The following is a 19,617-nucleotide window of genomic DNA, read 5'->3' as shown; positions in this document are numbered from 1 at the left end:
ATGATCCGCTGAGTTCGCCGCCCCTCGCCCGTGTCGGGAGGGGCGGCTTCTTTTTGGACGCGAGCCCCAGGTCGGTGTCCGCTACCAGTCGATGTGGGCCCCCGGCTCCCCCAAGCGTTTGATTGTGGGTAAGCTCCGGAAAAGTCCAACCTGTCCCACCCTGTCAGTCGCCTCGTTCCTTCCGTGAACTCCCCCCAGACGGCCATCCCGTTCGGACAGTACCTGTTGATCAAGCGGCTCGCCGTGGGTGGGATGGCGGAGCTGTTCCTGGCGCACCGTCCGCCGGATCCGGAGCTGGTGGTCCTCAAGCGCATCCTCCCGTATCTGTCGGAGGAGCCCGAGTTCGTTCAGATGTTCCTGGACGAGGCGCGCATCGCCGCGCAGCTCAGCCACCCCAACATCGTGCAGGTGCATGAGCTGGGGAAGGAGGGGGACAACATCTTCATCGCCATGGAGTACGTGGAGGGCGTGGACCTCCGCAAGGTGGTGATGGAGGAGCTGAAGTTCGGCGCCACGGTGCCGTGTGGCGTGGCGGCGCGCATCTGCTCGCTGGTGGCGGCGGGGCTGGACTACGCGCACCAGAGTCGGGGCGTGGATGGCCGGCCGCTGGAGCTCATCCACCGGGACGTCAGCCCGCAGAACGTGATGATTGCCTATGACGGCCGCGTCAAGCTGGTCGACTTCGGCATCGCCAAGGCCGGCGCGTTCATGGAGCGCAGCAAGCCGGGCGTCATCAAGGGCAAGTTCCTCTACCTGGCGCCGGAGCAGGTGTCGCAGGAGCGCTTGGACCACCGCGCGGACATCTACGCGCTGGGGACCATGCTGTACGAAATCACCACCGGCAAGCAGCCCTTCTCCAAGCCGACGACGGAGGGGATTCTCTACGCCATCCGCTTCGAGGACCCGACGCCGCCGCACCTGCTGCGGCCCGACTATCCGCTGGAGCTGTCGCGCATCGTCATGAAGTGCCTGACGAAGGACCGCAACCTCCGCTATCCGCGCGCCGCGGTGGTGCACGAGGAACTGGAGGCGTTCCTCGAGTCGGGCGAGCTGCGACAGAGCCTGGACGTGTCCGAGTACATCGCCCGGCTGATGGGGGAGGAGGAGGAGCGCACCATCCTCCACATCCCCGTGTCCAAGCCCGTGGGCCGCACCCAGGCCACCGTGCCGCTGGTGGCCAACCGGCTGCTGTCGGCGCCCCCGCCGCGACTGGCTCCGCTGGAGGTCACCGCGCCGACGCTGTCGTCCACCACGCCCATGGCGGAGCCCGCTCCAAGCTCCGTCACGGCGGTGCCGGGCCTCACCGCGCGGCCCACTCCGCGCCGAGTCTCCGCGGAGGCCGTGCCGGCGGCGCGCTACGCGGACGAGGCGGAGCCCGCGACGCAGATGGCGCGCCCGCGAGAGCTGCCCACCGGGCCTCGGGGGGGAGCGCGCGACGACGAGGACTCGGAGATGTCCACCGCCGTCCGGACCGCGCCCACCGGCTACTCGGTGCTGGTGGATCCGGATGAAGAGGACGCGGGGGACGGGGAGTCCACCATTCCCCAGCGGGGCCGGGGCCGCGCCCCCGTCACACCCCCTCCGGGCCCGCCGGTGCGGCGCTCCAGCACGAACATGGAGTTCCCTCCGACGCCACGAGGAGGGCCGTCGGTGGTGGAGCCCCTCACCGCGCCGCCGACGCCGGTGCGCCGCTCGGGCATGTCTCCCGCCGAGCCGCCGCGTGCCGTCGCTCCGCTGGAGCCGCCACCGTCGCCTCGCGCGGCCGTCTTCGCGGAGGCGCCCGTCCTCAAGACGCCCCCTTCGCCGGTGGATACGCGCAACCGCCGCCCGTCGCCTCAGCCGGCGTCCGCCGCAGCGTCGCCTCGCAGAGTCCCGACGCCCGTGCCGCAGGACCCTCGGGACGTGGACATGGGCGAGCTCTCCGGCGACATGACGATGCCCATCCGCCGCCAGTCCATCCTGGACGTGGAGGCGTCGGTGTCGCTCACCACGCCCATGCGGCGGATGTCGCCGCTGGACGAAGAGGCCTCCCAGTCCATCTCGCTCACCACGCCCATGCGGCGCATGTCGTCGGTGGACGTGGAGGAGGCCTCCCAGTCCATCTCGCTCACCACGCCCATGCGGCGCATGTCGTCGGTGGACGTGGAGGAGGCCTCGCAGTCGGTCTCCATCACCCCGGCCACGGTGAGCCACCGCCATGCCTCCCGGCCGATGATGCCCGCATCCCGGGGCGGCCCGGCCGTGGGCGATGAGGACGACCACTTCCACACCGACTCCAGCATGTCGGGTGCGCTCACCAGCCCCACGGCCTCGCTCCGCGATGACGGCGAGGACGACGAGTCCACCGCCGGGTACGCCGGCTACGGCTACCCGTCCACGATTGCCACGCCCACGCGCACGAACTCGCGCGGGCTGCTGCTGGCGGTGGTCGGCGGGTTGCTCCTGTTGGTGCTGGGGGCCGTGTTGATCTGGGTCCTCTACAGCCGGTTCCGCGGCCCCGTGCCCATGTCGTCGCAGGACCTGTCCAGGCGGGCCCTCGAGGAGCAGCAGGGGAATCCGCCGCCGGTGCGGGCCACTCCGCCGACGCCCCAGGCACAGCCTGTCGTCGCCACCCCGGCGCCCGCGCCGCCTCCGCACATCCCCGAGGCCATGCCTTCGTCGCCGGAGCCGACGCCAGCTCCCGTGGCTGGCCCGCCGAACGGGGGTGCCGACGTGCCTCCCGCCGCTCCCTCGCTGGTCGAGGTGCGGTTCGAGGCTCCGGCCAAGACAGTCCTCCGCCAGGAGGGGGGCTCTCGCCTGCCTGTCAACAGGCTTCTGACGCTGCCGCCGGGTCCCATCAAGGTGGCCTACGACTGCCCAGGACGGCGCGCACCCAGGGGGTCAGTACCCTACCTCATCGAGCAGGCAAGCCCCGGTCCCCAGGTCTTCCAGGTCCCCTGCAAGGCACGGCGCTAGTCCCGACGGGCACTTGCCCGTATGCGCGGGCCTCCCCCTGGAACGGACACGTGGGACTGGGTGGGCTTGAGTGCCCTTAAGTCGTTGGATTTCCTAGCTTTTCCGAGTCGCGCGCGCATTGCGCATGTCAGACGGGGCCGTAGAATCCGGCGCTCCATGGCGCGCCTCAAGAAGCAGAAAAACATCGTGACGAAGAGGAGTTACACGGCCGGACGGGTAGTGCGACAGCTGCCTGTCGCGCCCGAGCCGAACCGGCTGGTGAAGGTCTGGAGACGCGTGCTCGAGCGCCGCCTCCGCACGCGCTTACGCGCGAAGGTGGCGGTGGAGGTCCACGACAACACGCACACGATGCTGACCTTCCAACGTCACAGGACGATGTGGCGGCTGCGGCTGCACCACATGTTCCTGGCGGCGCCGGATGACATCGTCCAGGCCCTGGCCAGCTTCGTGCGCAAGGGGGACCCGGAGGCGAGTGTGTTGTTGGACCGCTACATCGAGCGCAACAAGATGTACATCCGGCGGCTGTCGCCCGCGCAGATGCGCAAGCGCATCCGGCTGGAGCCCTTGGGTCAGCACCATGACCTGGAGCGCATCTTCGAGCGGCTCAACGAGCGCTACTTCAGCACCCGGCCCATCGACGCCGCCATCACCTACGGCCCGGCGCCTCGGGTGAAGGGGCCCCGCAAGAGCATCAAGATGGGCTCCTACTCGGCGGACTCGAAGGTCATCCGCATCCATCCCGCGTTGGACCAGCCGGTGGTGCCCCGCTACTTCGTGGAGTGGATCGTCTTCCACGAGATGCTCCACCACATCTACCGGACGCGGAAGGGCGACGACGGGCGGCGCTGCATCCACCCGCCGGAGCTGATGGAGCACGAGAAGCGCTTCCACGACTACGCGCGGGCGCAGGCGTGGGAGCAGGAGAACCTGGACCTGCTGCTGCGCGCCCGCGTCTCGCCGGACTGAAGTCGCCTGGCGGCCCGTCCTCCCCAGGGCTCAGGGGAGGATGAGGCCACCGGGACTGCGCCGCTCCTGGGTGGGGGCGGCCTCCGCGGGCGAGGGGGCCCGGGTGCCTGGCGCGCCCGCCTCTCGCCGGGCCGCGGCCTGCTGCCGGGCTCCCGCGGCGGCGACCAGGCCCACCACCTTCTCGAACAGGTGCTCGGCGAAGCGGGAGTAGGGCTGCGTGGCGCCGTGGAAGAGGCGCCGGGCCTCGCCCCGGGCCACGTCGGCCTCGCGGGGACGGCCGGTCCGCTCGAAGAAGTCCGCCATCCTCCACAGCCGCAGGGCGTAGCGCCGGGACATGTCGGGGGTGAAGTACTCCTGCGTCACCGCGCGCACGGCGCCCTGGAGCTGCTCCTGGCGCTGCACGTCGCTGAGGGCCAGGGGACTCACCACGACCTCGTCCAGCTTCGCGAGCAGGCGCTGGGTGATGGACTCGGGCGGCAGCCACGCGGCCAGCTCCGGCGTCTCGTGCAGCACGTCTCCCTCCATGGCGCGGCGGACGTCCTCCGGCTCGGGCGGGGGGAGGGTGGTGGGCTCGAGCTGGGGCTGCACGCCGAAGTGGCGCAGCGCTACGTCGAGTCCCTCGGGAAAAGGTGTGTGAGTGCGCAGGTTGAGGCCCGCGGCCTCGGCCAGCAACGCGGCGGCCTCGTGCAGGGGCAGCTCCACCGCGCCTCCCTGCTCGAGTCCATCCTTGATGATGCGGCGCCAGGTGCCCCGGCTCGTCTCCTGGAGCTCGAGTTGGAGGACGCCCTGCTCGTCGGAGAGGAGGGCCTGCGCCATCTCCACGCCACCGCCTCGCAGCACGCGGCCCAGGACGAGGGCCCGTTCTCCTCGGCCCGTTATCGTGCTGGTCAGGGCCGGCAGTGCCTCTGGCGTGGGAGCGGGGCGGGGGGCTTCCGGAGGCGCCGCGCGGGGGGACTCGGGGATGGAGACGCCGCGTGAGCGCAGGCGGTACAGCGCCTTCTTGGCGAGCTTGGCCAGGGGCTTCACGGCGGAGGCGGCCAGCGCCTCGGGCAGCGCGGCCTGTCCGTCCAGCACGGCGGCTTCCAGGAGGGCGGCGGCGAGCGGCTCCGGGAGGGCCTCGACGCGGGCGGGCGTGGCGGTGCCCAGGTCCTTCGCGAGGGCCCGCGCGGACTCCACCGCGTCGGCGGGGAAGTCGGGCAGCGAGGTGCCTGCGCGCAGCGCGTCCAGCAGGGAGCGAGGGTCCGAAGCGGAGGATTTCATGCGGGGACTTCTACTCCGTGATGAAGGCCCCGAGGCATCACCTGTCCGGGTGCCCCGCCCACCAGGCCACACTCGCGCGCGGCCTCAGCGCCTGCGCACCAGCCAGCTCCGGCCCGACTGTCCCACCACCGACAGCTCGGACTGGAGGCGCGCGCCGAACACCTGCGAGGGGTGGACGCCGCGCACCACGAAGGTGTCGTACCAGGCGCCCTGCGTGTCCAGGTTCACGTCCTGGGGGCGCCACTCGGACGGGAAGGTGGGGGGCACTTCTCCCCGGTAGCGCAGGGGCGAGTGCGGCGTGGAGGCGAAGGTGAAGTTCGGCACGCCGCCGCGCTCGCGCGCCAGCACCGCCGCCGAGTGGATGAACACCGGGAAGCGCACCACGCGCGAGCCCGGGTCGTAGATGAGGCCCATGACGCGGGGCTTCTGCGCGGTGGCCGCGACGAGGCCTTCCCACTCCGCCGCCTCGCGGGAGAACGCCCGGAAGCCCCGGCCCAGCGTGAAGGCCAGCACCAGCGCGCACGCCGCGGCGGCCCACTTCAGGGGCACCCGCCACTCCGGAATCGTCGCGGGCGCGGTGGCCACCAGCAGCGCGGCGGCCAGGTGCGCGTAGCGCGTGTTGAGGTAGTAGACGTAGCCGCGGATATCGAACGGCAGCAGGAAGTAGAGCGCGAGCGCCAGCACGCCGAGCCCCAACAGCCGCGCGCGCGCCACCGGACCTTGAGTGCCCGTCGAGCCCGGACGCACGAGCGCCGCCACCCAGCCCGCGAGCGCCACCGCGCCCACCGCGTACAGCGCCCACCGGTCCGAGCCGTCGCGCAGCGTGTTGGCGAGCACGTCGAACAGCTCCGCGCGGTTCTGCGCGAAGCTCTTCCACCCCAGGTTCTGCGGGGAGAACGTGGGGCCCCACGCCTTCCACGGCGCGCCGGGCTGGATGTCCGGCGGCTCGCCGAAGCGCAGCACCACCCAGCCGAGGAACAGCGCCACGCCGGGCACCACGCCCAGCAGGGCCGGCACCCGGGGCCGCAGCCGCGCCGCGAGCCCCCGCGCGGCGGAATCCTCCGGCACGGCCGTGGTGAGCAGCAGCCACGGCAGCCCGAAGGCGAGGAACCCGAACGCCTGGACATGGAACAGCAGTACGGCAACGAGGCAGCCCGCCAGCGCCCACGACCAGGTGCGCCGTCGGGGCACGTCCTCCAGCGCTCGCACGAAGAAGCCGCAGCACAAGAGCGTCAGCGGCAGGGCCGCGCAGTAGTTGATGAAGCCCCAGCCGAAGCTGTCGCCGTACGCGAAGGGCAGGGCGAGCAGCGAGGGCCACGTGGGCCGCTTCAGCGAACGCAGCAGGAAGCCCAGGCTCAGCGGCAGGCCCACCACGTACGCGGTGAGGAAGACGCGGTTGGCCAGGTCCAGCGGCAACAGCCAGTTCAGCGCGCTGACCAGGTAGTAGTAGCCCAGGTAGGGCGTCAGCGCGTGCCGCGCCTCGAAGAGCTGCGGGTACAGCGTGCTCGGGTCATCCAGCCGGTGCAGCACGGAGATGAGGTACAGGTGCTGTGGCAGGTCCACCATGGGCAGGTGGCTCGACACCCAGAGGGGCAGCGCTCCCAGCACCAAGGCGGCGAGTTGAATAAAGCGAGCGTTGGGGTTCGTCACGAGAGGTGCCGGACTGTATGCGCCGCTTCCCTGCCCGGCGAGCAACCGACACGAGGGCTCTGGCCCACCGCGTCGGGGTAGACAAAGGTATGGCCGTCGACCTTGGCAGTCGACGGGGGCTGCGCTATAGGCGCCGATGAACGGGAGCCGAGGCCGAGAGTCTCCCGAAGGAGAGCACACATGACACGCAACGCGACGATGGTGGCCGCGGGTCTGCTGGCCAGCGGTCTGCTGCTGCTCGCCCCCCGGGCGGCGAGCGCCTGTGAGGCCCACGCCCAGGCGGCACGGGCGAAGTCCGAGGAGGCCGCGAAGCCCGCTCCCGAGGCGGCTCCCGCCCCCGAGAAGGCGCGGGCCCCGGGCGGCGAGGTGGACCGTCCTCTGGACGCGCTCGACTCACTGATGGCCGCGAAGTGTCAGTGTGGCAGCAAGGCGGACTGCACCTGCAAGAAGGGCTCGTGCGAGTGCTCCAAGTGCCAGAAGCCCAAGCGGCAGGTGATGGACGCGCTGCGCGGCCGTCCCGCCGAGCTGAAGCTGGACGAGGCGCGCCGCTACGACGCCTCCGCCGGCATCTTCATCTGATTCAGCGGGGCACCTCGGCGGAGCCCTTCTCCGCCTTGAGGACCAGCAGCGGCGGCAGGGCCACGCGCTCGAAGCGCACCAGTCCCGCCGCGCTGGCCGCCGCGCGCAGCGTCGCTTCGCCCCGAGGGTGAAGTCCCACGCGGCGGTGCAGGACACCGGAAGCGGAGCCCGGCGGCGCATACGTGCTCGCCACCCAGCGGCCCCCTGGACGCAGCACCCGCGCCACCTCCAGCATCAGCCGGCCCAGGTCCTCGAGGTAGTGCAGCGAGTCGGCCATCAACACCGCGCCGAGCGTGCCGTCCTGGAAGGGGAGCGCGGGCGCCTGCGCGCGCAGGAAGTCCACCGTCGCGCCCGCCTCTCGCGCCTGGGCCACGCCTTCCTCCAGCATGGCGGGGGACACGTCCTGGCCCACGACGAGGGGAAAGGCCGGCTCTCGCGCCAGCCGCCGCGCCACCAGGCCCGTGCCACAGCCCAGGTCCAACACCGGCCCCTCGGGCGTGCCCAGCAGGCTGCGGTAGAGGAGGTACTCGCTGTCCGTGTCGAGCGGCCGGCGCAGGAGCGCGCGCTGGAGCGCGGGGCGGACATAGCGCTCGTAGGAGCGCGCCACCCAGCGACTCTCCAGGCCGCGCTGGAGTCCTCCGGCGGCGGCGTGCTCCAGGAGGAGGTCCGCGACGCCCTCGGCCACCGGATAGCTGGCGCGACACTCCGGGCAGCGAAGGGGCCCGAACATCAGCACCGGCGCGGGCGCCTCCGGACGGAGGGCGCCACGGCGGCAGCGGGGACAACGCAGGAGTTGGACGAGCGCGTGCCGCATGAGGTGTAAGCGGCGGTCCTCGGGCGGCGGCTCAGGCCGACGGGCCCGGGTCCGCCAGCACGCGACGGTCCTCGGCGACCAGGACGGGCCAGCCTCGGGCCATGGCCTCGCGGAAGAACGACGCCAGCTCCTTGCGGCTGTGGTTCACCGCGCCCTGGAAGGGGTCGATGAGGGCTTCCTCGCCCAGGCTGCGGGTGGCGTTGAGCTCCACCGGCGTCCCGCACCGCTCACAGCGGATGGACACCTGACGCACCAGGGCCACGGGCACCGCGTACCGGGCGCCGCAGTCGCCGCACTTCCACACCAGCGCGCGCTCACCGGCCTCGCGCCGGGCCAGGCCTTCCAGCTCGTCCGCCAACCTCAAGAGCGCGGGCAAATCCTGGGGAGGCTGGGCGAAGACCGCGGAGGGACCAAACCCCGTTTCGGGGGCTCCCAGCTTGGGCGGCTTGTCGCCCTGAAGCAGGGCGCGCATGCGGTCCTTGGCGCGGACATCGCGGAACTCGGCGCCCGCCAGGGCGCGCTCCACCGCCTCGTGGACCGGCGGCAGGTCCGGCTCGAGGCGCTCATCTACCGGCAGCGACTGGGGGTGGTCCACCAGCCGGTGCGACGGAACTGCGAGAAATCGGAAGGCCACGGATGGCTCCATTGCACCCCGGCCTTTCCGGCGCAAGACGCGAGTTGGCAAATGTCCGCTGCGACGACACATTCCGCGCTACGGATTCCGCTCTATCTGGACCACTCCAGCATGCGCTGCAACGGGGCACGAGCGGCCTCCCGCAAGCCCTCCGGCATGGTCAGCTCCGGCGTCCGGTCCTTCATGCACTTCCAGAGCTTCTCCATCGTGTTGAGCCGCATGTACGGGCACTCGTTGCACGCGCAGCCGTTGTCGGGCGGCGCGGGGATGAAGGTCTTCTGGGGCGCGCCCTTCTTCATCTGATGGAGGATTCCCGCCTCCGTCACGATGATGAACTTCTGCTTCGGGCTCTTGATGACGTACTCGAGCAACGCCTTCGTGGAGCCGATGAAGTCCGCGTGCCGCAGCACCGACTGTTCGCATTCGGGATGGGCCACGACTTCCGCGTCAGGGTGCTCCACCTTGAGCCCCACCAGCTTCTTCTCGCTGAAGATCTCGTGGACGATGCAGCTGCCCGGCCACAGCACCATGTCCCGGCCCGTCTCCTTCATCACGTGGCGCCCCAGGTGCTGGTCCGGGGCGAAGAGGATCTGCCGCTCCTTGGGCACCTGGTTGACGATGCGCACCGCGTTGGAGGACGTGCAGATGACGTCGCTCATCGCCTTCACCGCCGCGGAGCTGTTCACGTAGCTCACCACGAAGGCGCCCGGGTGCTTCTCCTTGAAGACCTTGAAGGCCGCCGGAGGGCACCGGTCCGACAGCGAACAGCCCGCCTTCAAATCCGGCAGCAGCACCTGCCGGGTCGGATTCAGGATCTTGGCCGTCTCCGCCATGAAGTGCACACCGCAGAAGACGATGACGTCCGCTTCCGTGCGCTCCGCCGCCTGCGCCAACGCGAGGCTGTCCCCGACGAAGTCCGCGACATCCTGGACTTCGCTCTCCTGGTAGTAATGCGCAAGAATCACAGCGTTCATGGAACGCTTGAGCTCCTGGATTTCCTGCGCGTAATCCACCTCGGTGCTCATGGCACCTCCTTGCCTGGTCGACACTTAACTCGGCCGCCGGGGCCAGGCCACATCGTCGGAAGTCGGCTGCCGGGCGGACGGACAGCGGGCGCTGGCGTCCCCTGGGTCGACTCTGCCACCGTCCCCCTTCGTGCAAGCGCGATGCATGCTCGCATCACCTGACGGCGCGGAGAGGGTAGACTGCGCGCAATCCTCCGGGTCGGCCCGGAGGGAGGCAGTCGCCTTGCTGTCAAGCTTGGACAAGCCACACATTCGGGGTCGAGAACACGCGATCGGCTGGTGGAGAGGGGGCGGCACCGGACCTGTGGCCTTGGGCAGGCAGTTGAAGCTGCCCCTTCTCCATTTGAACGCCTTTCCCGTTGAGGAGAGAGCATGAGTGTCCCCACTCAGGACGTCCTGATTGTGCATCCGAACGAGGGCCGGCGCGCCGCGCTGGCCGAGGTCCTGGGCGTCCACCGTGTCGTGGCGGTGGAGTCCCAGGTGGAAGCCACGCGGAGGATGGAATCCAACGCGCCCACCCTCATCATCGCCCCACCGGAGAACGCGCGACGTTTCCTGAGACATGTCGACCGGGCGGCCCCGGAGGCCGTGCGCGTCTTCGTGTGCGCGCAGTCGGACCGTCAAGGACTGGAGGAACTCGTGGAGACGGCCGCTGAAGGGCACGTCTTCAACACGCTGGATGACGGCCTCAGCACGACGGAGCTGGGCCGGCGCATCACCAACATCCTCCAACTGCGCTCCTCCGCGCGGGTGGCGCCCAACTCGCGCATGGAGGCGGGCTTCCGGCTCCAGGGCCGGGGCTACACCGCGCGCTGTCTGGACGTCGGCAACTTCGGCGCCGCGCTGCAGGTCCCCATGGATGCATCGGTTGGGGCCTTCCTCCCCGGCGCCGTGCTGGATGACCTGCACATCGAACGCGACGGCCGCTGGGTGCTCCAGTCCCGCCGGGCCCTGGTGCGTCACGTCAGCCCGGTGCGCAACGGCGCGGAGCACGCACTGCGGCTGGGACTGTCCTGGACGGGCGCCCTGGAGGAGACCTCCGCCACGCCCCTCGCCGTGGTGAGGGACCCCGTGAGCGTGCTGGCCGCGCTGCGCAAGGCGGTGCGCCGCGGCTCGGCCCTGTGGGTGCACTACCCCGACACCCCCTCGGTGCAGTTCATACTGGAGTCGCCCCAGGTGGACCTGGTCGATGGCCGCTCGGTGCTGCGCGGCGCCAACGTCGGCGACTGTCCGGTCTCCGGTGGCGACGTGCTGAACCTCTCCTTCGAGGTGAGCGGGCAGAGCTACCTGGGCGTCACCAGCGTCCTGTACAGCGCGCGGGGCGACGTCACCCTGAGCGTTCCGCGCACGCTGGGCGTGCAGAACCGGCGCGGCCTGCAGCGCTTCCGTCCCGGGCCCGACCACCGCTTCCTCGTGTCCTTCAGCGCGCCCTTCAGCGGCAAGCCGATGACGCGCTCCGTGCTGGACCTGAGCAGCCGCGGCCTGTCCTTCGCGTTCGACGCCTCCTGCGAGGTGCTGCCCGCGGGCTCCCAGCTGGACATGTCGCTGCTCCTGCCCGACGGCAGCGAGGTGCCCTGTCGCGCCGAGGTCCGCTCGGTGGATGGGGTCTCCTCTGGCGAGGGCGCGGAGAACCCGCTGCGGCCCTACCGCTGCGGCGTCCGCTTCCTGGAGGTCCCCGCCTCGGTGCGCAGCGCGGTCCACTCCGCCTTCATCTCCGCGCGCAACCAGACGGTGGCGGACGGCGGGCTGTTCGCCTTCCGCGACATCTGGCGGATGATGGAGGCGGCCCACTACGGGTTCCATCCGGACTATCCCTTCGGCGGCGAGGCGAAGTACCTCGACGCGCTGGAGCGCACGCACCATCACCTGTGCGCGTCAGGGGAGCTGGGCAGCTCGCTCGTCTACAACGACGCGGACGGCGTGCAGGGGCACGTCGCGGGCCTGCGCATCCACTCGCGCACGTGGCTGGTGCAGCACCTGGCGGTGCGGCCGGGCTTCCACCGGCAGGACCAGATTGCGCACGAGCTGTCCGCGCTGGCCATCGAGCTGGGCGAGGCCCACGAGGACATCGACTTCATCCGCTTCTCCTGGCGCGAGGACAACCGGTGGCCGAGCCGGCTCGGCACCTGGCTGCTGCGCGTGATGGACAGCCATGGGCTGAGCTGGCTGCGCCACTTCCAGTACATGCGCCTGGAGCTGGACGGCACCGAGCCGCCGTCTCCCACGGAAGCGCTGCCCGCGGTGCGCGAGGCCTCGGACGTGGACTGCGCGCGCCTGGAGTTCTTCTTGCGGGAGAAGGGCGAAGTGGTGCGCGTGCTCGCGGAGGACCTGCAGGCGGACCAGATGCGGCTGGAGGCGCTGTCGTCGCGCTACGCCGCCCACGGCCTGCACCGGCTGCGCCGCGTCTTCGTCGTGGACGGGGAGCACGGCCCGCTGGCCATGGCCCTCCAGGAGGAGGGTAGCCCCGGCATCAACCTCATCGAGAAGACCAACTCGTTCTGGTTCGTCGTCCTGGAGCCTGGGCATCCGGGGGAGGGCGCCGCGGTGCGCTCGCTCATCCAGCGCTGTGTGGAGCACGCCCGCGAGCATGGGCGCGCCGCCGCGGTGGCGCTCGCGGCCGATGAAGACATGGCGGCGTTGGAGGCCGCGGGCTTCAAGTCCCACGGCCGCTTCTCCGAGTGGTTCTTCCACCGCTCCATGGTGCGCCGGTGGGTGGAGTTGTTCCGCTCCATCTTCGAGCGCGTCCAGCGCACCGGAGGAGAGGCGCGAGCGCGGGGGCGCGCGGCGCGGGTGAAGGCGTGAGCTACATCATGGAGTCGGAGGCGGAGACACGTCGGCTCCTCCTCCAGGAGGAGGTCGATGACGCCCGCGCGTTGTTGCTGACCACCGGGCTGACGCCGGGAGCGCGGGCGCTGGACGCGGGCTGTGGACCGGGCGGAATCTCGCGGACCATGGCCCGCATCGTCGGCGCCTCGGGCAGCGTCGTGGGCGTGGACATGAGCGAGGTGCGGCTGGCCGAGGCCGTCCAGCGCTGCGCCGGGCTGCCCCAGGCCCGCTTCATGAAGGGCGACATCCGCCGCACGGGGCTGCCCGACGCCTCGTTCGACTACGCCTGGAGCCAGTACGTGCTGGAGTACCTGTCGGACCGGGACGCGGCGCTCGCCGAGCTCATCCGCGTCACCCGGCCGGGAGGCCGCGTGGTCGTCTCCGAAATCGACGGGCAGGGGCTCAACAACTGGCCGCTCCCGGAGGGGCTGGAGGAGGGCGCGCGGTGCTTCGAGCGGGGCCTTGCCTCCCAGGGCTTCGACCTGTTCGTCGGGCGCAAGCTGTTCCAGGCGTTCCGTCGTGCCGGCCTGCGCGACGTCCAGGTCCACGTGACGCCGCAGTATGTCATCGCCGGCACGGCGGACGACCGCTTCCTGGCGGACTGGGAGACGCGCTTCGCGGCGCTGGCGCCCGTGGTGACGCCGGCCTTCGGCTCCGAGGCCGCCTATGGTGAGTTCTGCCGGGCGTACCTGCGGATGCTGCGGGATCCAGATACGCTCAAGTATTCGGTGCTGGTCGTCACCGAGGGAGTGCGTGCTTGAGCGAAGGGATAGGGGAAGCCGTGTCAGGCGGAGGGCAGGAGGCGCCCGACAATGCCCCCGAAGTCAGCGTGCGCACGACGTCCACGTTGCTGCTGTACTTCGAGCGCACCTATGGCGCGGAGCGCCTGCAGGCGCTCTGGGCCCGGAACGAGATTTCCCTGTCGCTCGAGTACCTGCGCACCCACGCCAACTACATCTCGCTGCGCTTCCTGGAGCGGTTCTCCACGCTGCTGATGAAGGAGTCCGGCGACCCGCACTTCATGCGCAACGCGGGGCTCTTCCTGGCCACGCCGGAGGCGATGGGCTTCGCGTTCTACCTGCTGCGGGCGTTCGGCTCGCCGCGCATGTGCTACCTGAAGACCATCGAGCTGGCGCCCAGCTACAACCGCGTGGGCAGCTTCCACGTGGAGTTCCTGGAGCAGAAGCAGCTGGTGCTCACGTACTCCAGCAAGACGCCGGAGACGAACCGGAACATCTGCGAGCTGCGCATGGGGCAGTTCGCCTCCATCCCCACCATCTGGGGCCTCCTGCCCGCGGAGGTGCGTGAGTCGGAGTGCCAGGTGCTGGGCGCGCCCGCCTGCCGCTATCACCTGTCGTGGGCGGACCCGATGTCGCAGTGGGGCCATCACCTGGGCCTCCTGCTGGGCACGGTGAGCGGGCTCGTCGTGGGCGCGCTGGGCTGGGCGCACCCGCTCTTCGGCGTGGCCTCCCTGGCCGCCGCGGGCTTCTCCATGGGCGGCTGGCTGGACGGCCGGCGCGAGCTGAAGCGCAAGGACGAGGCGCTGCGCTCGCAGAACCAGGCCATCATGGGCTCGCTGGTGGAGCTGCAGCAGCGCTACGACGAAATCTTCCGCGCCAACGTGGCCTTGGAGGACCGCGTCGCGGAGCGCACCCAGGCCCTCAAGGAGGCCAACGGCAAGCTCGGCGACGCGCTGGTGCGCCAGCAGGAGCTGGACCGCCTCAAGAGCGAGTTCTTCGACAACGTCAGCCACGAGCTGCGCACGCCGCTCACCCTCATCCTGCTGACGCTGGAGTCGCTGGAGCGCCGGGGCGCCGAGGACATCAACCCGGAGGTGGTCCTGCAGCATGTGACCACCATGGAGCGCAGCGCCCAGCGCCTGCTGCGCCTCATCAACAACCTGCTGGACCTGGCGCAGCTCGAGTCGGGCAAGGCGCGCCTGCGCTACCAGCCGCTGGAGCTCAACGGCTTCTTGAGCACCGTGCTGCCGCCGTTCCACGCCATGGCGGACAGGCAGGGGGTGTTCCTGCGCCTGGAGGGGCGCGAGGTGACGCCCGTGGAGGTGGACCACGAGCGCATCGACATCGTCTTCCAGAACCTGCTGTCCAACGCGCTGAAGTTCACCCAGACGGGCGGGGTGACGGTGCGCGTGCTCGAGGACGAGAAGGACGTGCTGGTGGACGTGGAGGACACGGGCCAGGGCATCTCCCAGCAGGACACGCAGGTCATCTTCGACCGCTTCGCGCAGGCGGACAACAGCGGCACGCGCCGCTTCGGCGGCACGGGCATCGGCCTGGCGCTGGTGAAGGAGACGCTGGAGCTGCACTCGGGCGGCATCGCCGTGACGAGCGAATTGGGCAAGGGCTCCATCTTCCGGGTGCGGCTGCCCAAGGGCCGCGCGCACATCCGCGAGGACTTGCGCGAGCGACGCCGCGCGGAGATGCCGGTGCGCCGGGAGCGCCGCATCTCCGGCTCGTTCCCCTCGCTGGACACGGGCGTGCCGGACAACGGCCGCGCCTCCATGGTGGCTCCAGCCAGGGACCACGCGGGGCCGGGGCCGGATGCGCCCCGCATCCTCGTGGTGGAGGACGACGTGGAGATTCGCGGCTTCATCGCCGGCCTGCTCAAGCAGCACTACCGGGTGATGGAGGCCGTCAACGGCGAGGAGGGCCGGCAGCGCGCCATCGCCGAGCGCCCGGACCTCATCGTCTCCGACGTGATGATGCCGGTGCTGTCCGGCCTCCAGATGCTGGTGGCCCTGCGCGAGCAGACGGCGACGGTGGACATCCCCGTCATCCTGCTCACCGCGCGGCAGGAGGTCTCCGCGAAGGTGGAGGCGCTGGGCACGGGCGCCAACGACTACCTGGGCAAGCCCTTCAGCCCGCGCGAGCTCCTGGCGCGAATCGAGACGCAGCTGCGCCTGCGCGAGGCGGCGGTGCGCTCCGCGGAGAACGAGCGACTGGCGGCCATCGGCCTGTTGACGTCCGGCTTCGCGCACGAGGTGCGCAACCCGCTCAACGGGCTGATGAACGCGCTGGCGCCGCTGAAGGAAGTGCTCGCGGACAACAGCAACTCGCCGGACGCGGAGATGAGCCGCGCCATGGTGGAGGTGATGGAGGAGTGTGGCCAGCGCATCCGCCACCTCGCCGAGTCGCTCCTGTCCTTCACCCGCACCTCCGACACGCCGATGATGCTGTCGCTGGACTCGCTGCTGGACTCCACGCTCGGCGTGCTGACGTGGAAGGTGCCCTCGGGCGTCGTCGTGGAGCGGGCCTACGAGTGCACCCTGCCCGTGCAGGGAGACCCGGGCTCGCTCAACCAGGTGTGGCTCAACCTGCTGGACAACGCCCTGCGCGCGGTGGGCGAGCACGGCCGCGTCCGCGTCGCCACGGCCTGCCAGGGCGACGAGGCCGTCGTCACCATCAGCGACAACGGCGTGGGCATCCGCTCCGAGGACATGGAGCGGCTCTTCCAGCCCTTCTTCTCCACCCGCGCCGCCGGCGAGGGCACGGGGCTGGGGCTGGCCCTGAGCCGCCGCATCATCCTGCGTCACGGCGGCCGGATTCAGGTCCACAGCACGCCGGGCAAGGGCACCCAGGTGGAGGTGCACCTGCCTCTTCGGCCCCCGGGCCGCTCCTCGTCAGGCAATGGCGGGGACGGGCAGGGGGAGTCGCGCGTGGGCCGGCTCGGCTGAGCTGCGGGCTCCTCGACGCGCCCCGACGCGAGCAGGGCGGCCCAGGGGACTGGGGAATTCTCGGCCGCCTCTGCTGTCCACTTGCGCACGGCTCTGGCGCTGTCTGCTACAGTCAAGTGCTCTTTCCGTCACACCCGACCACAGAAGCGAAGGAAACCACGGCATGCAAGGAACCGTAGCCGCGGGCGCTGCCCGCCAGGGGCACCCGCGAGGGTTGTATCTCCTGTTCTTCACCGAGATGTGGGAGCGCATGTCGTATTACGGCATGCGAGGCCTGCTCGTCCTCTTCCTCACGAGCAAGGTCAACGGTGGTTTCGGGTGGACCACGGGCGAGGCGCTCAGCCTCTACGGCACGTACACCGGCCTGGTGTACCTGACGCCCATCCTCGGCGGCTTCATCGCGGACAAGTTCATCGGCCAGCGAAAGGCGGTGGTGCTCGGCGGCACGCTGATGATGATTGGCCACCTGGTCCTTGCGCTCCCCAACGTGACGATGTTCTACGCGGGCCTGGGCTTCCTCATCATCGGCAACGGCTTCTTCAAGCCGAACATCTCCACCATGGTGGGTGGGCTGTACGCGCCGGGGGATGGTCGTCGCGACAGCGCCTTCACCATCTTCTACATGGGCATCAACCTGGGCGCGATGCTGGGCAACTTCATCTGCGGCACCCTGGGTGAGAAGTACGGCTGGCACTGGGGCTTCGGGTCTGCGGGCGTGGGCATGTTCCTGGGTCTCGTCGTCTTCATGCTGATGCAGAAGAAGCTGCTGGGGCCCGTGGGGCTTGCGCCGGTGAAGCCCACCGTTGAAGAGCGGGCGCAGGGCACCGCGGAGAAGAAGGGGTTCTCCAAGGACGAGGTTGACCGCATCGTCGTCATCTTCATCATCGCGGCGTTCGTGGTGGCGTTCTGGACGGGCTTCGAGCAGGCCGGTGGCCTGATGAACCTCTACACGAACGAGAAGGTCGACCGGACGATGTTCGGCTGGGAGGTTCCCACCACGTGGTTCCAGAACTTCAACTCGTTCTTCATCGTCGCGCTGGCGCCGGTGTTCGCGGGGCTGTGGAGCTGGCTGTCGATGCGGGGCAAGGCGCCGAGCATCCCGGTGAAGATGGGCCTGGGGCTCGTCTTCCTGTCCACGGGCTTCGTCTTCATGCTGGGCGCGTCGAGCCAGAGCGAGACGATGGGCAAGGCGGCGGCGCACTGGGTCATCCTGGCCTACCTGTTCCACACCATGGGGGAGCTGTGCCTGTCGCCGGTGGGCCTGTCGATGGTGTCCAAGGTGGCGCCGGCGCGCATCGTCTCCGCGATGATGGGCGTGTGGTTCCTGGCGAACGCGGCGGCGAACAAGCTCTCCGGCGTCATCGGCGCGTACTCGGAGAAGTTGGGTGAGTTCGACGTGTTCCTCTACATCAGCCTGGGCACGGGCGTTTCGGGCCTCATCCTGCTGGGCGTGGCACCCATCCTGAAACGGATGATGCACGGCACGGATGAAGAGAAGCCGCCCGCGTCCCAGGGCGAGTCGACGCAGGGTGGCTCTTCCGTGGCCGCGGCCTGAGTCGAAACGAACAGAGGCGCGCTCCCGGGCTCTTTCGATGGGAAGCGCGCCTCTTCGGATTGAAGCACCTGACGCCGGAGCTCCTCCAGGATTCGAGGGCTCCGGCGTTGCTCTTTTCTCAGGCCGACCGGGCGGTGATTCCCGCGGCGTTGCGCTCCTCGGTGGGGAGGGGCGCGGACGTCTGGAAGTAGTCGCGCACCACGTAGCGGCGGGCGACCAGCATCATCCCCACGGCGGCGATGAGCGCCATGCCCGCGTAGAAGAAGAACTGGCCGGAGCCGGAGAAGATGTTGAGCGCCGCGGAGATGGCCACCGCCACGTTGGCCAGCGTGTTCGTCACCAGCCACACGCTCTGGATGGTGCCCTTCATCTCCCGGGGCGCCTGCGTGTACGCGAACTCCAGGCCCGTGGTGGACATCAGGATTTCGCCCAGCGTCAGCACGATGTACGGGAGGATCTGCCAGGAGATGTTCAGCACCGTGCCGCCCTCCATCGCCACCTGGAAGAAGCCGGCGATGATGAACGACACCGCGCCGAACACGAGCCCCAGCGGCATGCGCCTGAGCGGCGTCAGCTCCCAGCCGGAGCGCTGGAACAGCGGGTAGACCACAGCCGTCAGCAGGGGGATGAGCAGCATCACCAGCAGCGGGTTGATGAACTGCATCTGGCTGGGCTGGAAGGCGAACCCCAGGACGTTCAGGTCCATGGAGCGCGCCTGCACCACCCACGTGGACGCCTTCTGGTCGAACAGCATCCAGAAGAAGGGCACGAAGGGCAGCATCAGCCCGCTCACCCGGAACACCGCCTTGACGCCCTCCACCGACTCCGCCGGGTGCGCCGTCTTGGCGCCGTCCAGCCAGTGGCCGCCCTGGCCCCGGTTCTTCAGCGCGCTGCCCACCACCTTGAAGAACGAGTGCGGGTTGGCCCCCGTCGGCGGGACGATGACGTAGTGGCGCCGGCCCAGCCAGAAGATGATGGTCGCGATGAACATCAGCACGCCGGGGATGCCGAACGCGACGGACGGCCCGAAGTTCTTGAGCAGCAGCGGGATGAACAGCGACGCGAAGAACGAGCCGAAGTTGATGGTCCAGTAGAAGATGGCGAAGAGCTTCTTCACCAGGTGGCTGTTGGACTCATTGAACTGGTCGCCGGCCATGGCCGCGACACACGGCTTGATTCCGCCGCTGCCCACCGCAATCAGCGTCAGGCCCGCGAAGAAGCCCGTGGCGTTGTTCTCGAAGAAGGCCAGGAACGCGTGGCCCACGCAGTACACGATGCTCAGCCAGAGGATGGTGCGGTACTTCCCGAAGAAGCGGTCCGCGAGATAGCCACCGATGAGCGGGAAGAAGTACACCCCCGCCATGAAGGTGTGCATCAGGCTCTTGCCCTGCGCCTCACGCAGCCCGGAGTCGGGCACCGCGTTCTTCAGCAGGTAGTCGATGAGGAACACCGTGAGGATGTTCCGCATCCCGTAGAAGCTGAAGCGCTCACACGCCTCGTTGCCGATGATGAACGGTATCTGCGGCGGGAACTTGTTGTTCTGCGCGGCGGGACTCTCAGCCATGAGACGGGGTGCTCCCTGGTGGAGAAAGGTGGGGGCTCCAAGATGACAAGGGGCCCAACCCTACCCAACGCGAGGCCCGGACTCCACCGAAGCCC

The 19,617-nt window shown here is 69.9% G+C and carries 13 protein-coding genes; 7 read left to right on the top strand and 6 right to left on the bottom strand.

The window, feature by feature from the left end; genetic code table 11:
* The first annotated feature begins 183 nt into the window (after positions 1–183).
* Positions 184–2,955, top strand: coding sequence for a serine/threonine-protein kinase (locus LZ199_RS12525; RefSeq protein WP_253993904.1), 2,772 nt, complete (start codon positions 184–186; stop codon positions 2,953–2,955).
* Between the two features lie 156 nt (positions 2,956–3,111).
* The gene (locus LZ199_RS12520; RefSeq protein ID WP_163868340.1) at positions 3,112–3,921 is read left to right on the top strand and encodes a hypothetical protein; all 810 of its coding nucleotides are present in this window, start codon (positions 3,112–3,114) and stop codon (positions 3,919–3,921) included.
* Positions 3,922–3,951: 30 nt separating this feature from the next.
* Here LZ199_RS12520 and LZ199_RS12515 read toward each other — a convergent pair whose 3' ends face one another.
* Both LZ199_RS12515 and LZ199_RS12510 read right to left on the bottom strand, forming a co-directional pair.
* On the bottom strand, positions 3,952–5,181 hold the full coding sequence (locus LZ199_RS12515) for a hypothetical protein (protein ID WP_253993903.1): 1,230 nt from the start codon (positions 5,179–5,181) through the stop codon (positions 3,952–3,954).
* 84 nt (positions 5,182–5,265) lie between these two features.
* Positions 5,266–6,831: a hypothetical protein gene (locus LZ199_RS12510; RefSeq protein ID WP_253993902.1), complete on the bottom strand. Its 1,566-nt coding sequence runs from the start codon at positions 6,829–6,831 to the stop codon at positions 5,266–5,268.
* Positions 6,832–7,011: 180 nt separating this feature from the next.
* On the opposite strand from LZ199_RS12510, the gene LZ199_RS12505 reads away from it, so the two are divergent.
* The gene (locus LZ199_RS12505; RefSeq protein WP_253993901.1) at positions 7,012–7,410 is read left to right on the top strand and encodes a metallothionein; all 399 of its coding nucleotides are present in this window, start codon (positions 7,012–7,014) and stop codon (positions 7,408–7,410) included.
* Between the two features lies 1 nt (position 7,411).
* Here LZ199_RS12505 and LZ199_RS12500 read toward each other — a convergent pair whose 3' ends face one another.
* The 3 genes from LZ199_RS12500 to nadA form a co-directional block, all read right to left on the bottom strand.
* A complete protein-coding gene (locus tag LZ199_RS12500; RefSeq protein ID WP_253993900.1) occupies positions 7,412–8,224 on the bottom strand; it encodes a class I SAM-dependent methyltransferase in 813 nt (270 codons plus the stop codon).
* A 31-nt stretch (positions 8,225–8,255) separates the two neighbouring features.
* Complete coding sequence (locus tag LZ199_RS12495; protein WP_253993899.1) at positions 8,256–8,858, bottom strand: zinc-ribbon domain-containing protein; 603 nt, start codon at positions 8,856–8,858, stop codon at positions 8,256–8,258.
* A 92-nt stretch (positions 8,859–8,950) separates the two neighbouring features.
* Positions 8,951–9,883, bottom strand: a complete 933-nt coding sequence (gene nadA / locus LZ199_RS12490) for a quinolinate synthase NadA (RefSeq protein ID WP_253993898.1) — start codon at positions 9,881–9,883, stop codon at positions 8,951–8,953.
* Between the two features lie 372 nt (positions 9,884–10,255).
* On the opposite strand from nadA, the gene LZ199_RS12485 reads away from it, so the two are divergent.
* From LZ199_RS12485 to LZ199_RS12470, 4 genes are all read left to right on the top strand, one after another.
* The gene (locus LZ199_RS12485) at positions 10,256–12,685 is read left to right on the top strand and encodes a PilZ domain-containing protein (protein ID WP_253993897.1); all 2,430 of its coding nucleotides are present in this window, start codon (positions 10,256–10,258) and stop codon (positions 12,683–12,685) included.
* Positions 12,682–13,470 carry a methyltransferase domain-containing protein gene (locus tag LZ199_RS12480; RefSeq protein ID WP_253993896.1) on the top strand — a complete coding sequence of 263 codons (789 nt, stop codon included), beginning with the start codon at positions 12,682–12,684 and terminating at the stop codon, positions 13,468–13,470. Before LZ199_RS12485 ends, LZ199_RS12480 begins: the two co-directional genes overlap by 4 nt.
* Positions 13,471–13,538: 68 nt before the next feature.
* A complete protein-coding gene (locus tag LZ199_RS12475) occupies positions 13,539–16,403 on the top strand; it encodes an ATP-binding protein (protein WP_253993895.1) in 2,865 nt (954 codons plus the stop codon).
* A gap of 163 nt (positions 16,404–16,566) precedes the next feature.
* Positions 16,567–17,958 (top strand): peptide MFS transporter, encoded by a 1,392-nt coding sequence (locus tag LZ199_RS12470; protein WP_253993894.1) that lies wholly within the window; start codon positions 16,567–16,569, stop codon positions 17,956–17,958.
* Between the two features lie 118 nt (positions 17,959–18,076).
* Here LZ199_RS12470 and LZ199_RS12465 read toward each other — a convergent pair whose 3' ends face one another.
* The gene (locus LZ199_RS12465) at positions 18,077–19,522 is read right to left on the bottom strand and encodes a POT family MFS transporter (protein WP_253993893.1); all 1,446 of its coding nucleotides are present in this window, start codon (positions 19,520–19,522) and stop codon (positions 18,077–18,079) included.
* Between the last annotated feature and the right edge of the window lie 95 nt (positions 19,523–19,617).

Source organism: Myxococcus qinghaiensis (assembly GCF_024198215.1).
Taxonomy (GTDB): Bacteria; Myxococcota; Myxococcia; order Myxococcales; family Myxococcaceae; genus Myxococcus; species Myxococcus qinghaiensis.
Note: the sequence above shows the minus strand (reverse complement) of the source record. Positions and strands in the feature narration are given on the sequence as shown.

Bases quoted from the DNA above. Each gene is read 5' to 3' on its own strand.
- LZ199_RS12520 (WP_163868340.1), top strand. From the start codon at position 3,112: ATGGCGCGCCTCAAGAAGCAGAAAAACATCGTGACGAAGAGGAGTTAC.
- LZ199_RS12515 (WP_253993903.1), bottom strand. From the start codon at position 5,181: ATGAAATCCTCCGCTTCGGACCCTCGCTCCCTGCTGGACGCGCTGCGC.
- LZ199_RS12505 (WP_253993901.1), top strand. From the start codon at position 7,012: ATGACACGCAACGCGACGATGGTGGCCGCGGGTCTGCTGGCCAGCGGT.
- LZ199_RS12500 (WP_253993900.1), bottom strand. From the start codon at position 8,224: ATGCGGCACGCGCTCGTCCAACTCCTGCGTTGTCCCCGCTGCCGCCGT.
- nadA (WP_253993898.1), bottom strand. From the start codon at position 9,883: ATGAGCACCGAGGTGGATTACGCGCAGGAAATCCAGGAGCTCAAGCGT.
- LZ199_RS12485 (WP_253993897.1), top strand. From the start codon at position 10,256: ATGAGTGTCCCCACTCAGGACGTCCTGATTGTGCATCCGAACGAGGGC.
- LZ199_RS12470 (WP_253993894.1), top strand. From the start codon at position 16,567: ATGCAAGGAACCGTAGCCGCGGGCGCTGCCCGCCAGGGGCACCCGCGA.
- LZ199_RS12465 (WP_253993893.1), bottom strand. From the start codon at position 19,522: ATGGCTGAGAGTCCCGCCGCGCAGAACAACAAGTTCCCGCCGCAGATA.